Source organism: Fibrobacter sp., from assembly GCA_024399065.1.
GTDB lineage: Bacteria > Fibrobacterota > Fibrobacteria > Fibrobacterales > Fibrobacteraceae > Fibrobacter.
Genome location: JAKSIB010000012.1, coordinates 15,367 through 28,310 on the forward strand (window position 1 = coordinate 15,367; position 12,944 = coordinate 28,310).

At 50.1% G+C, this 12,944-nt stretch carries 12 protein-coding genes; 6 read left to right on the forward strand and 6 right to left on the reverse strand.

Annotated features, from left to right (window positions below):
• Positions 1-44: 44 nt before the first annotated feature.
• From MJZ25_07595 to MJZ25_07620, 6 genes are all read right to left on the reverse strand, one after another.
• Positions 45-872 carry a hypothetical protein gene (locus tag MJZ25_07595; protein ID MCQ2124033.1) on the reverse strand — a complete coding sequence of 276 codons (828 nt, stop codon included), beginning with the start codon at positions 870-872 and terminating at the stop codon, positions 45-47.
• Between the two features lie 413 nt (positions 873-1,285).
• Positions 1,286-2,704, reverse strand: a complete 1,419-nt coding sequence (gene gatA / locus MJZ25_07600; GenBank protein ID MCQ2124034.1) for an Asp-tRNA(Asn)/Glu-tRNA(Gln) amidotransferase subunit GatA — start codon at positions 2,702-2,704, stop codon at positions 1,286-1,288.
• Between the two features lie 3 nt (positions 2,705-2,707).
• The gene (locus MJZ25_07605) at positions 2,708-3,031 is read right to left on the reverse strand and encodes a DUF4321 domain-containing protein (GenBank protein MCQ2124035.1); all 324 of its coding nucleotides are present in this window, start codon (positions 3,029-3,031) and stop codon (positions 2,708-2,710) included.
• 139 nt (positions 3,032-3,170) lie between these two features.
• Positions 3,171-3,845 (reverse strand): uracil-DNA glycosylase, encoded by a 675-nt coding sequence (gene ung, locus MJZ25_07610; protein MCQ2124036.1) that lies wholly within the window; start codon positions 3,843-3,845, stop codon positions 3,171-3,173.
• Positions 3,846-3,847: 2 nt separating this feature from the next.
• Positions 3,848-4,372 carry a CAP domain-containing protein gene (locus MJZ25_07615; GenBank protein ID MCQ2124037.1) on the reverse strand — a complete coding sequence of 175 codons (525 nt, stop codon included), beginning with the start codon at positions 4,370-4,372 and terminating at the stop codon, positions 3,848-3,850.
• Between the two features lie 31 nt (positions 4,373-4,403).
• The gene (locus MJZ25_07620) at positions 4,404-5,762 is read right to left on the reverse strand and encodes a hypothetical protein (protein MCQ2124038.1); all 1,359 of its coding nucleotides are present in this window, start codon (positions 5,760-5,762) and stop codon (positions 4,404-4,406) included.
• Between the two features lie 96 nt (positions 5,763-5,858).
• On the opposite strand from MJZ25_07620, the gene MJZ25_07625 reads away from it, so the two are divergent.
• The 6 genes from MJZ25_07625 to MJZ25_07650 all read left to right on the forward strand — a co-directional run bounded on the left by MJZ25_07625 (position 5,859) and on the right by MJZ25_07650 (position 12,936).
• Positions 5,859-7,310 (forward strand): arabinogalactan endo-1,4-beta-galactosidase, encoded by a 1,452-nt coding sequence (locus MJZ25_07625; GenBank protein ID MCQ2124039.1) that lies wholly within the window; start codon positions 5,859-5,861, stop codon positions 7,308-7,310.
• Between the two features lie 54 nt (positions 7,311-7,364).
• Complete coding sequence (locus tag MJZ25_07630; GenBank protein MCQ2124040.1) at positions 7,365-7,619, forward strand: chorismate mutase; 255 nt, start codon at positions 7,365-7,367, stop codon at positions 7,617-7,619.
• Between the two features lies 1 nt (position 7,620).
• Positions 7,621-8,757, forward strand: coding sequence for a prephenate dehydrogenase/arogenate dehydrogenase family protein (locus MJZ25_07635; protein ID MCQ2124041.1), 1,137 nt, complete (start codon positions 7,621-7,623; stop codon positions 8,755-8,757).
• A gap of 80 nt (positions 8,758-8,837) precedes the next feature.
• Positions 8,838-10,202, forward strand: coding sequence for a 3-phosphoshikimate 1-carboxyvinyltransferase (locus MJZ25_07640; protein ID MCQ2124042.1), 1,365 nt, complete (start codon positions 8,838-8,840; stop codon positions 10,200-10,202).
• A gap of 4 nt (positions 10,203-10,206) precedes the next feature.
• Entirely contained in the window at positions 10,207-11,079 is an 873-nt protein-coding gene (locus MJZ25_07645; GenBank protein ID MCQ2124043.1) for an NAD(+)/NADH kinase, read from the forward strand.
• A 60-nt stretch (positions 11,080-11,139) separates the two neighbouring features.
• On the forward strand, positions 11,140-12,936 hold the full coding sequence (locus MJZ25_07650) for a homoserine O-acetyltransferase (GenBank protein MCQ2124044.1): 1,797 nt from the start codon (positions 11,140-11,142) through the stop codon (positions 12,934-12,936).
• Positions 12,937-12,944: the final 8 nt, after the last annotated feature.

Below are 12,944 nucleotides of genomic sequence, written 5' to 3' on the forward strand. Positions count from 1 at the left end.
ACTTTTTTTTGCCAGAAATAAACGTTTTTATGCAAACAACTTCCTTATAGAAGAAGTTGTTTTGCTAGTTGCTCAACGTACTTACTGTTCAGCGGAATGTCGTTTGTCTCGGTGGTGGCAATGAAATTTACGCCGGGAATGAATCCTGCACTTGTATATATACGTTCTTTCTCTACCGCGTTGTGGGCGTAGTCAGGTTTGTCCATCATGCCAAAATGTTCCCAGATGAATTCTTGGCGGGTACGCTTGTTTAGGCAAGTGAAGTCTGGATGAAAAGTGACTGCGTGTTTTGCGGTATTGCGCTTGCTTTTGGTATCCGGACTATCACTGATGTTGATTTTAAGCGGGGCTTCGTAGCGAAAGGGAATGTTTCGGCGAGTCAACGTATCTGCAATGATGCACTCGGATTTAGATCGCACATGTTCTCCCCGTGAGGTAATGAGTTGCGTACTGCCTGAAATAGATTTCCCTGCGTAAGGGGTTGCCTGCCATTGTACTGCAAATTCGTCGTCCGTAAAAATCAGCGGGGTAATGAAATCACGGTGAACCCCAAGTTTTGTATGTAATGCGGAGATTTCCTCGGGATGGAATTTCCTTAAAAAAGCGTTGATTTGCTTCTGCAAATTTTTGAGGATTCTCTGGCACTTTTCATTGTAGTCTTTCTGCGCTAAGGACTTAATGAGTTCCACATTTGATTTGGGGATGTATTTCCCGTTTGTGTCCCCTTTTTGGGTCATGTGGTAAAACTGCGGGCAGCCTTTATTGATGGCTACTCTTAGCGTCCCAGGCTCGGGCTCTACTTTGGGGATGTGCTGCAAAAGTTTGGTAATCTGGTTGTTGATTGAGTCTAAATTTTCTTTGATGTTGAACATAATGGCGTAAGTGGGTTGTTTTTTTACCTATAAATCAAATGTTTTAATAAAATTTATGGGTAAAATGGTGGTGTTTCTTGTTTCTGTTTTTCAGGGGCTTGATATAATTACCTATAAACAAACCGTATTAAATCGGCTTATGGGTATAGAATGGAGACTGGTCGGCTAACTAAATCGTTTTGATGTTAATTTATTTGTGAAATTACCCATATGTCACGTTGTAATGTTAGGTTTATTGGTAATTTCGTGTTTGCTCCGCTCAATTCTCTAAGTAAAAAGGATCCGCCCCCTTAAGGGCGAATCCTTATCTAATAAATTATGTGTGCAGCGCGATGAACCGAATTACTTGTTGGCCTTCGGCGTCCGCTGCTGCAGTTCGCCAATACGAGTAAGCTACGCTTCCTCGTGCAGGCTCACTTTGCAAGCTTCTCAGTAGCGGCTGCGACGGAGAGGAGGTCTGCTTCCTGGAAGGGCTTGCCGATCCACTGCAGGCCAACGGGGAGACCGCCAGCCTTACCGCAAGGAACGCTAACGCCGGGGAGGCCGGCCAGGTTCAAGCTAACGGTGTAGATGTCGCTCAAGTAAACTGCCATCGGATCGCTTTCGTTCATGCCGCACTTCAGCGGGAGACCCGGCATGGTGGGGCTGGCGATCACGTCGCATTCTTCGAAGGCCTTATTGAAGTCGTCGGTAATCAAGCGACGGACCTTCTGGGCCTGGACGTAGTAAGCGTCATAGAAACCTGCGGAAAGCACATAGCTGCCAAGGAGGATACGGCGCTGGACTTCCTTACCGAAGGCTTCGCTGCGGCTCATGGAGTACAGATCGATCAACTTGCGAGCGTCCTTGCTGCGGTAGCCGTAACGGACACCGTCGTAGCGGGAGAGGTTGGAGCTAGCTTCTGCAGTTGCAATGATGTAGTAGCTGGAAACAGCGTGACCGATGTTGGGGAGGCTGACTTCCTTGATGGTTGCGCCTTCAGCTTCAAGCTTCTTCAGCATGGCTTCGATTGCAGCCTTGCATTCCGGATCCAGACCGTCACCGAAGTATTCCTTAGGAACGCCGATGACCTTGCCCTTCACGCCTGCGTCAAGCTTTGCGGTGAAGTCTTCTGCGGGGCGGGTGCTGGTGGTGTTATCGTGGGCGTCTTCACCGACGATAGCGTTCAGCAAAAGTGCTGCGTCCTTTACGGTAGTACCGAAGGGACCGATCTGGTCCAAGGAGCTAGCGTAGGCCAGCAAACCGTAACGGGAAACACGACCGTAGGTGGGCTTCAGACCAACAACGCCAGTGCAGGCGGCGGGCTGACGGATAGATCCACCAGTGTCGGAGCCAAGTGCAATGGCAACGGTGCCGCTGGCAACAGCTACAGCAGAACCACCGGAGGAACCGCCCGGAACGCGGGATTCGTCCAGCGGATTCTTCACCGGGCCGAAATAAGAAGTTTCATTGGAAGAACCCATGGCGAATTCGTCCATGTTGGTCTTACCGATGACGATGGCGCCTGCAGCTTCCAACTTTTCAACAGCGGTAGCGGTGTAGGGTGCCACAAAGTTTTCAAGAATCTTGGAAGCGGCAGTGGTGCGGGTTCCTTCAAGGCACATATTGTCCTTGATAGCGACGGGAATACCGTCCAAGGCACCCAGGGTCTTGCCTTCTGCACGACGCTTGTCGGATTCAGCAGCCTTAGCCAATGCTCGTTCGTTGAGAACGGAAATGTAGGCGTTCAAGTTCTTAGTAGCTTCGACCTTAGCGAGAGCTTCTTCCGTGAGCTTCACGGAAGTGGTGGCGCCGCTGGCCAACTGAGCTTGGAGTTCATCAATAGTAAGCATAAATTACCTTCCTCCGGACCATTTCATAATGTAGATGCCGACAACCATGCCGATGACGCTGACCACGTTGATCTTGAAGCTGCAGCCGATGGCGAGCTTGATCAGGTACAGGTCAAGTACAAGAGGTTCCGGCTTGTCGGGGAAACCGACGTTGAAATTAAAAGATGAAACAAAGAAATTGTGGACGATGTTGTTGTATCCACCGGCGTTCATCAATTCGCCGAGCTGGCCGAACAGAACACCCAGGCATTCACCCAGGACACCGCCGATAACCAGGCCCAGTACAATGAAAAGCACGAGACGTGCAAAAGTATTCTTCGAATTCATAGTTCAAATAATAGAAATTTTTGTTTTTGGTGCCCACGCGGGGGTAGCTTTCGCAGCTCGGTTTTTCCTCAAAAAATCAAAGTTCGAACCTCGAGTCTCGTACCTCGCACCTCGAGCCTCGTACCTCGAACCTCGCGCCTCAAATGCTCCAGTCGATAGGTTCCAGTCCCTTGCTTTGCAGGTAGGCGTTGGCCTTGCTGAAGTGTTTGCAGCCGAAGAAACCGCGGTAGGCAGAAAGAGGGCTGGGGTGGGGTGCTGTAAGAATCAGGTGACCGCGGCCTTTAGCCACAAGTTCCTGCTTTTTGATGGCGAAGCTGCCCCAAAGCAGGAACACCAAGTTCTCACGAGTCTGGGAAAGACGCTGAATGATGGTGTCGGTGAACTGCTGCCAACCGAATCCGGCGTGGCTTGCCGCCATGTGGGCACGAACCGTCAGGGAGGCGTTCAGCAGTAAAATTCCCTGCTGGGCCCAGCTTTCCAAGTTTCCGTGGGGAGGCGGGTCGATGCCCAAGTCGTCGCGTAGTTCCTGGAAAATATTGACGAGGGAGGGCGGTGGTTCAATACCTTGCGGCACAGAAAAGCACAAGCCGTGGGCCTGTCCCGGATTGTGGTAGGGGTCCTGACCGATAATCACAGCCTTCACTTTATCTACAGGGCAGAAATCCAGGGCTGCAAAAATCTTGGATCCCGGAGGGTACACCACGTGGCCTGCTGCACGTTCCTGCAGAAGTTTTTCCTTAATTTGTTTAAAATAGGGCTGCTCGAACTGGTCTTCCAGCAGTTTCAACCAAGATTCTTCAAGTTTCACTGTCATGATTAGTAGAAATTAACGTTGAACCAGGCCTTTGTTCCGTCGGCAGATTTTGCCAGTCCGCAGGCTACCGATTTTGCACTCTTTCGGCTCATGTTCAGGTAATGGCCGATGTAGGAAAAGTCACTGTCCTTGTTCGGATCGCGCTCGCCGCTTTCAATCAGTTTCTTTTCATCCCACATCATTTCGAGATAAGTGTCCACGATGGCGCTGTCGGAACCGACCCAGGAAAGGGAAATGTTGGGACCGGAATTCTGGGCGAATTCTCCGCAGTCCTTAAAGTGGCCATGGGCCTTGTTGGAAGCCATATCGTTGGCGGACTGCTTGTCGGCGCAGTTCTGCTTGGATTCGTCGGCCAAAGTCAGCGGGGCGATATCTTCGGTAGCTCGATATTTGTTGATTACGTCTAGACAGTATTCACGCCATTCGTTAGTGCCGCTGGCGCTAGGACCGCTGGAGGAATCATCACCGCAGGCCACGAGCGCTGCCGCGGCCATGGACAACATTAATACAGAAAATTTCTTCAACATAAATTCGTCCTTTGAAAGTTGCGTTCCTGAGTTACAAGCGTTCTGCAAGGATGGCGGTCTTTTCGCCTGCCACTCGAGTGTAGAACAGAATGGCGGATTCCTTTCCCTTGGGTTTTAAACGTTTGATTTCCTCATCTGGGTCCAGCTTGACGCCGCGAAGTTTCATGGTCAGCTTGCCGACGTTGTGGCGCTTCAGCATATCGCGAACGGCGCTGGTGGCAATTTCGCACTTGTCCAGAACTTTGAAGTTTGCGAAAGCTGGCGCGGGCAGTTGCGCTGAGCTAGCTACGTAGGCGATGCCTTCGGAAATCAGGTGGGCGTCGGGGGCTGCAGCCAAAGCCACTGTACCGAAAAGGTGGCTACGAATCAGAAGCGCGGTAGGTTCCGCCAAGTATTCCGAAACTTCGCTCACGGGCAAATCGCTTTCGCTGGTGGCGTTGCGGAAACTGCGTTCGCAGCCGGGCAGGTCGTGTTCAGCATCCTTGTTGGAACTGGCCTGAATTTCAGAAAGAGTGCCGTGCCAGATGGCGGGCTCGCCTTCTGCAGTCTTGACCACTTCACCGTCCTTGTCCACCATGATGGCGCGGACCTTGCCGGGGTTCTTTGCCAATGCGCCGAACAGAACCAGAAGTTCGCGGCAGTCGGAATGGCTGCCCAAATAGACCAGTTCTGCATCAGCGGGCATTTCGTCGGTGGGGTAACCGGGAGGCAGCTTTGCCATGCCGCCCTTGTAGTGGCGTGAAATTTCCAGCACTTCTTCAAAGGTGGGCGTAAGGTTGCGAAGGTCCCGCTGGTTCTCGCCTTCCACCGCGCGACGGGCCGGATCTATTGTGAAATAGTCTGCGGGATGCTCACTTCCGCAAGCATCGGCCTGTTTTGCAATTTCGCGGACGTCCGCTAGAATGGTGCGGTCTGCACCATCGGTGAGGGCTTCGGAATCCCGCATTACCTGCGCATTGTGAAGGTACATGGCCTGGCGATCTTCGTCTAGGTCCACTCCGGTTACATTAAAATCCGCCGGAATAAAATAGCTGTCACCGCCCATTCCACAGCATAAGTCGTGTACAGTACCGGGGGTAACGTCCCACAGGTTCGCCTTGTACCTTCCGATATCCTGGGCGGTACTTTGTTCCAGAGCTAGACGGTCGCAAAGGAGAAATGCCGCATTTGATTTGCCCGAGGCCATCAAGCTTGCTTCATCCTTGCCAAAAAACTTTTCGCGGAACTTAGGAACCAAAGCCATGTAATCCATAATGGCGGCGCGGTCTTCGTTGCTGTAGCCCGCCTTGTTTAATGCAGAAGACACCTGCAGCGCATCCATTTTGCGCTTTAAAGCGTTCTGAATGAATTCCTGCACCGGGGCAGATGTAAGCAAGTCCTTGAAAAGCATAATTCTTGGAATAAAGATAAGTTATAATTTGAGTTAGGACTGATTTTACCAATGTTTAACACCTTATTTGCCGTGAAATATGGTATTTTTTAGGGCATGGGAATGATAAAGAATAAAATTGCTTTTGCTATTGGGTGCTTTGGTTTGGTGTTCGCTGCTTGTGGTGATAATTCCACGGGAGCAAACGAAAATGATAAACAACAGTCCAGTGATTCTCAAGTCATTGGAGATTTGCTGTCCTCCAGCTCTTTGGATTCTGCAGTGGAGGAATCGAGCTCCTCGGACCTGATTTCAGAAATTTCAAGTTCTTCGTTGTCTGACAGCGTAGCTTTTGACAGTTCCTATGTTGGTGACACGACAAGTGTTTCTAGCGGCACTGATTTGCTGTTAAGTTCGTCTTCTAAGGAAGCTCCAGAAAGTTCAGCATCGGAGACGACTTCCAGTTCCAGCGAAAAGGTTTATCCCAAGTACGATAAGATTCTTGGTGCCGATGTTTCCCAGGCTCAGGAACTTGAAGCCAAGGGTGTAAAATTCTTTGATGTAGATGGAACCGAGAAGGATCTTTTTGTAATCCTCCGAGATCACGGTTTCAACTACATTCGTCTAAAGACTTTTGTTGATCCCAAGGCAGAGTTCGGCTATGCTTCGGATGGCTGTAATCAGGGCTTTGGAGAATTTCCCCAGAACGTAGAAGCTTTTGGTGACAAGGAACATGTGGTCGCCTATGCTAAGCGTGCCAAGGCGTTGGGCTTCAAACTTCTTCTTGATTTCCATTATAGTGACAACTGGGCTGATCCCGGCAAGCAGATGATTCCGGCACGTTGGCGCCATGTAAAGACTTCCGATGAAATGGCTGATTCTGTCAAGGCCTATACCAAGGATGTCCTGAAGGCTTTGGAAGCTGCAGGTGCCTTGCCGGATATGGTGCAGGTAGGTAACGAAATCACCAATGGTATGCTTAGTATCGTTCCCAATGGTAAAACAAATTGCTGGGGTGATAACGGAGATCCGGCTGATGGTGCCGTAAATGGCTTGATGAACAATAAAACGAATCCCAATGGTATTGCTAATACTGCAAAATACCTGGCTGCAGGTTACGATGCTGTCAAGGAAATTTCGAACAACATAAAGGTTGCGTTCCATATTTCCAGCCCTCAGAAACTTGAAACCGTGAATTGGTGGATGAAATCTATTATCCAGGATTCCGAGGTTTCTCCGGATATCATGGCTTTCTCTGGCTACAAGGCCTATAACCATGGTGATCCTGATTCCTGGAAAGCTTTAATGATTGACTTGGGAAAGACCTATACTAATCTTGAATTTATGATTGCCGAATACAACGGTGGCACAGATTGGGAACACTATGCCTACGACGGATCACGAGCAAAAACCCACCAAATTATGGATGAAGTTCCTCGTGGCCTCGGAGCCTTTTTCTGGGAACCGGAACGTTCTGGGGAATGGGGCCCCGCCATGTTTGAGTGGCAAGGCAACAATTTGAAAGCCATTGCCAAGGCTTTCGACGAATATAAGGTCTTGTTCTACTAGTTATTTGGCGCAGAGCGGGGGTGGTTTCCCTCGCTTTTTTCTATTTTCAAAACCATGAAGATTGAAGATTGGCGTAATCGTATTGACGAATTGAATGGGGAACTGATAGCTCTCCTGAATAAGCGTGCAACCTATGCAACCGAAATCGGTAAGCTGAAGAAGGAATTGGGCTTGCCTGTTTTGGACGCATCCCGAGAACAGGCTGTTTTGGACCGTGTGGGTTCCATGACAAATGGCCCTCTCTCTTCTGATTCCATCAAGAAAATCTTCCAGACGATAATGGAAGAAACCCGCAAGGTGGAGGATTAAAATGCAGCGTATTACTTTGGTTGGTTTTGGCCTTTTGGCTAGTTCCATTGCCGCAGCCGTTAAGCAGGCTAAGTTGCCCACGGTGATCCGTGCGGTCAGTTCCGCTTCTACCCTGGACCGTGCCAAGGAAATGGGTATTGCCGATGAGTTCTTCAGCTACGACGAAACGGAAAAGTGGGCTGAAGGTTCCGACATTATTTTACTTTGCTCTCCCATTCTTCATATCCTCAAGACTATTGACGCTCTTTCCCAGGTGAAGATTTCTGCAGACAAGCCGATTCTCGTTAGCGATATCGGCAGTACCAAGGTTGAAATCTGCAAGGCTGGTTCCAAGCTTCCGGCTCCCTTCTGCTTTGTGGGAAGTCACCCAATGGCTGGTTCCGAAAAGCGCACCTTGGAATACAACGACCCCTCCATTTTTGAAAACGCCTACTGGTTCGTTTGCCCGCCTGAAGGTACTGAAGAATCTGCCTACAAGCCTTTGCTTCAGTTGATTTCCTTCCTGGGTGCAAATGCCGTGGTTTTCCCGCCGGAACATCACGATATGACTATGGCTTGGGTAAGCCATATGCCCCAGATGCTCAGTTCCACTTTGGCAGCAAGCCTGCCGGAACGCTTGGTGGACAAGAACTACCAGCATTATGCCGGCCGTGCCTTTAGGGATATGACCCGTATTGCTGCTTCCGGCTGGAACATGTGGCATGATATTGCTGTGACGAACCGCAGTGAAACGGTCCGTGCCCTCCGTGAAGTTCGTGAAGGTATCGACGAAACTATTGCCGCCATGGATAGCTTGGTGGTGGTTGCCGACGGTAAGCCTGCTGCAGATGACAGTTCTGCAAAGTTGGAAAGGGTTTTCAAGGCTGGCAACGATGGCCGTGCAAGCTTGTTTGTACCGGGCCGCAATGCCGCCGCCGCATTCTCTGAAATTACGGTTCCTCTGAAGGATGTGCCGGGCGCATTGCTCCATGTTCTTCAGCCTCTCGCCGACGCAGGTCTGAACATCCGCGACATCGAACTGATGAAAGTTCGCGAAAACATTGCCGGAACGCTTCTGCTAGCCTTCAAGACGCCGGAAGAAGCTCGCCGCGCGGTCCAGATTCTTGGCCTTTTGGATTACGAAGTTAAGGAACGCTAACTGAAAGCCGCGACGAACCGCAACTGACAAACCTGCGAAACAGAGAATAAACTGCGACGAATTTAAAAGGATAAACGCCGATGGATTTTTTGCTGAACCCGGACCGTGAACGTATGGACTTGGCGCTGGTAATGGCGCTCTTGGTTAATGGCCGTACCGTTCTTGAAGATTTTGCCTGGGCCGCCGACGCTGAACCCTTTGCCGAGGCTCTTAAGGAATTTGGCCTTGAATACGAAGTTCAGGGGCACCAGTTGGTTCTTACTGGAAAAGGCTTCCAGTACCAGTTGCCTTCCATGCTCCGAATGGACTTTAACGAATTCCGCAACGTTCTTTTGTGGACCCTTGCTTCCAAGGACTCCGAACAGATTTATACCTTCGCTGCTGAAGCTGACGAAACCGGTATCGCCCAGGTGGCTGCCGCCAAGGAAACCCTTTTGGCATACTTCAAGGTGAAGCCCGTTTCTGATGAACCGGCCAAGTTTACCTTTACCTTCGCTGTAGAAGAACCTGCCCTAAAGAAGGATTCCCTAGGCAACGTTGCTTACGTCATGCGCAACCGCGTGTTGCTCCGCAATTTGATCCGCTACGGTTACAGTTCCTTCGAAGAAAAGTCCACCGTTCATGACCAGCTTACAAAGATGCTCATGTACTTTGGCGTGAATGTGAAGTACGAAGGCCGCGGCATGGAACAGCTCACGGAACTGGAACGCCGTATGATGATGGCCCGCGGTCAGAAAATTGAACGCACCCAGTTTACTGAACTGGCAGAAACCAAGGTGATTACCGCCCGTGAATACTTTGTTCCTGGGGATACTACGGAAGCCATGGCTTTGGTGCTTTTGGCAACCATCGGTAATATTCCTAAGAATGCCTCCATCTGCATTAAGAACGTGGATTTGAATTCCAGCCGCGCAGGCGCATTGACCTGCCTAAAGCGTATGGGTGCAAACTTTGAAACGGTGAGCCGTCGTGAACGTTTTGGCGATGTCTATGGTGATATTGAAGCTTTCCCCATGGCTTCTGGCAAGCGTTTGCAGGGCCGCCGTTTCTCTGAAGATGTGATTGCAACGGGCTTCGAGGAATATACCTTCCTCGCAGTGGCTGCTTGCTTTGCCGAAGGCGAAACCATTCTTCGCTTGCCTAAGGAAACCCGCAAGGCTATGCGCCCGTTGAATGAAAAATTGGCAGAAAACCTTCGTAAGACTGGTGCCGAAGTAGGTGTCTATGATGACGGCTTGGTGATTCGAGGTCTTGAAACAATCGTGAACGGAAGTGATTTCGACGGTGGTGATTCTGCCGCCATGGGCCTTGCTTTAGCAGTCCTTTCCACGGCTCTGCAGAATTCAGAAACTGTGGTCAACAGTGAACTTGTAGAGAAGACTTATCCTGGCATGCTTGAAAAGTTGGATCAGGCAAATTCCATTGTGGTGGAGAAGGGAGAGTAGTTTTATGACTTTCAAAACTATCGGCATTATTGGCTGGAAGGACAAGAGTCCGGAACTGGCTTTAGCCTTGGAGACAATTTCCCAGTGGGGTAGTGCTCATCCTCAGGTGAAGTTTGTTGCCATGGAAAACTTGAAGGAACTGGTGAAGGCTCCTATCAAGATTGTGAAAGAAGCAACCATCAAGAAGGCTGACCTGCTTCTCGCTATTGGTGGTGACGGCACTGTACTTTCTGCAGCCCATATTTCTCTCGGTCATAACATTCCTATTCTTGGTGTGAATGCGGGCCGCGTGGGCTTCCTTGCGGAAACTCGTGTGAAGGCTCTCTCCCAGACTTTGGACGACCTCCTTGCAGGAAATTTCTCCACCCGCGATCGCATGATGATCGACGCCGCAGTCTACCACGGAAAAAAATGCATCGCCAAGCAGACTGTGCTTAACGAAGTTCACGTCCGCGCCCACGCTCCCGAACGTATGGTGAACGTGAAGGTGGAATACAACGGAACCGACTACACGGAATACTGGGCAGATTCCCTTCTGGTGTCTACGCCGACGGGTTCTACCGCTTACAACTTGGCTGCCGGCGGCCCCATTATTCATCCCGCAACTTATGCCGTGGTGCTGACTCCCGTGGCTCCCGGAAGCCTTTCTGTGCGCCCTCTGGTCATGTCCCTTACTGAAAAGACTCTGGTGTTGAGACCTGCAGCTGGAAAGACTTTAGACTTGGTTTTTGATGGTCGTTCCTGCGTTGCCCTGGAACCTGAAGATCACGTAGTTCTTACTCAGAGCAAGTCCTTTACCACTTTCCTTCGCATGCGCCATACGGGTTTCGTTGGTGCGCTTCGCGAAAAACTTGGCTGGACAGGCAAACGCGATTAATTTTAGTCAGCATCGCTGATTTATCGAAATCATTTTTAGCATATTACTATATTTATGCATATGAGTGAATCTTTGCATAATGGTAGTCTTTGCCCTGTTGTTTCCCAGACCTTCAATAAGGATTTTGGGGATGAAGGTTTTTTGCTTGAAAATGGCAAGACTCTTCCTGCTTTGGAAATTTGTTACGAAACTTACGGCAAACTCAATGACGCCAAGGATAACGTTATTTGGGTTTGTTCTCCGTTGACTGCTGATGCCCATGTTGCTGGTTACTATTCCACCGAAGACAAGAAACCTGGTTGGTGGGACGCTCTGATCGGTCCGGGTAAGGCTATTGATACTGATAAGTTCTTTGTTGTCTGTAGCAACATCTTGGGTGGCTGCAAGGGCTCTACTGGTCCTGCAAGCATCAATCCCCGTACCGGCAAGCCCTACGGTGGTTCTTTCCCCACCATCACTATCGGTGACATGGTCCATGCCCAGAAGGAACTTTTTGACGGTCTCGGCTGCAAGGGAATGTTCTGCGTCGTAGGCGGTTCCATGGGTGGTTTCCAGGCCATGAAGTGGGCTATCTACTATCCGGAACTTGTAAAGCGTTGCATCATCATTGCAACATCTCCTCGCTTCAGCAGCCAGGCTCTCGGCTTCGAAGTGGTGGCTCGTGATATTATCACTCAGGATCCCAACTACAACAATGGCGACTATTACGACCAGCCGGTAAAACCGGATGTGGGTCTTGCTAACGCTCGTAAGTTGGCTCATATTACCTACCTCAGTGCCGTAGGTATGGAAAAGAAGTTTAAGCGTGCCCAGGATCAGGAAAATCGCAACCATGCGATTACCTACAGCACACCTTTTGATTTGCAGCTTCCGCTGGAAAGCTACCTCCGCTATCAGGGCGCAAAGTTCGTGGATCGTTTCGATGCTAACAGCTATCTGCATATTGCTCACGCTACCGACTGCTTCGACCTTGAAACGGAATATGGTTCCTTGGAAAACGCTTTCAAGGCTATCAAGGCCGAAGTGCTGAACGTGAACCTTTCTACGGACTGGCTGTTCCCGCCTCATGAATCCCGCCGCATCACCAGTGCTTTGATTGCTGCCGGCAAGCAGGTGACTAGCCTTGAAATGGATACCCAGTTTGGCCATGACGGCTTCCTCATTGAAGTGGGTGAGTTGGGTAAGGCTGTAGGCCGTTTCCTGGATAGCAAGATTGTTGAATCCAACGGTACCCAGTCTATTCCGGTGTTCCATAACGAACAGGACTTTGAACTGCTGGGTTCTATGGTTTCCGACGGCGCCCGCGTCTTGGATTTGGGTTGCGGTAGTGGTGAACTTATCGACTACCTGCACCGCACCAAGAACGTTAGCGGCACGGGCATTGAAAAGAACCTGAAGGATATTTTAGGTTGTCTTGAAAATGATGTTCCTGTAATCCAGCGCGACTTGGATGAACGCGGTATTTCCGACATTCAGAGCGATAGCTACGACTACGCCATCATCAACCGTACCATCCAGGAAATCCGTGACCCGGTGGCTTTGCTCAATGAAATTCTTCGTGTGGCAAAGCGCGTCATTGTTACGTTCCCCAATTTCGGTCACTGGTCTGCCCGTGGTTCCTTGATGCTTCATGGACGTATGCCTAAGTCCAAGGAACTGCCTTACGAATGGTACGATACACCGAACATTCGCTTGCTCACTGTTAAGGACTTCTATACTTTGTGCGAAAAGGAAGGCTTGGTCATTGAAAAGATGGCTTTCCAGAACGAACAGGCTTTGAGCAAGTTCCTTACCGCAATTGGTCTGAAGAACTTTGGTGCCGAACACGTTGTAGCTGTGGTCAGCAAGAAAGTTTAGTTGAAGGT

Excerpts from the sequence above, each read along its gene's own strand:
- MJZ25_07595 (MCQ2124033.1), bottom strand. The coding sequence starts at position 872 with ATGTTCAACATCAAAGAAAATTTAGACTCAATCAACAACCAGATTACC.
- gatA (MCQ2124034.1), bottom strand. The coding sequence starts at position 2,704 with ATGCTTACTATTGATGAACTCCAAGCTCAGTTGGCCAGCGGCGCCACC.
- MJZ25_07605 (MCQ2124035.1), bottom strand. The coding sequence starts at position 3,031 with ATGAATTCGAAGAATACTTTTGCACGTCTCGTGCTTTTCATTGTACTG.
- ung (MCQ2124036.1), bottom strand. The coding sequence starts at position 3,845 with ATGACAGTGAAACTTGAAGAATCTTGGTTGAAACTGCTGGAAGACCAG.
- MJZ25_07615 (MCQ2124037.1), bottom strand. The coding sequence starts at position 4,372 with ATGTTGAAGAAATTTTCTGTATTAATGTTGTCCATGGCCGCGGCAGCG.
- MJZ25_07620 (MCQ2124038.1), bottom strand. The coding sequence starts at position 5,762 with ATGCTTTTCAAGGACTTGCTTACATCTGCCCCGGTGCAGGAATTCATT.
- MJZ25_07625 (MCQ2124039.1), top strand. The coding sequence starts at position 5,859 with ATGGGAATGATAAAGAATAAAATTGCTTTTGCTATTGGGTGCTTTGGT.
- MJZ25_07630 (MCQ2124040.1), top strand. The coding sequence starts at position 7,365 with ATGAAGATTGAAGATTGGCGTAATCGTATTGACGAATTGAATGGGGAA.
- MJZ25_07635 (MCQ2124041.1), top strand. The coding sequence starts at position 7,621 with ATGCAGCGTATTACTTTGGTTGGTTTTGGCCTTTTGGCTAGTTCCATT.
- MJZ25_07640 (MCQ2124042.1), top strand. The coding sequence starts at position 8,838 with ATGGATTTTTTGCTGAACCCGGACCGTGAACGTATGGACTTGGCGCTG.
- MJZ25_07645 (MCQ2124043.1), top strand. The coding sequence starts at position 10,207 with ATGACTTTCAAAACTATCGGCATTATTGGCTGGAAGGACAAGAGTCCG.
- MJZ25_07650 (MCQ2124044.1), top strand. The coding sequence starts at position 11,140 with ATGAGTGAATCTTTGCATAATGGTAGTCTTTGCCCTGTTGTTTCCCAG.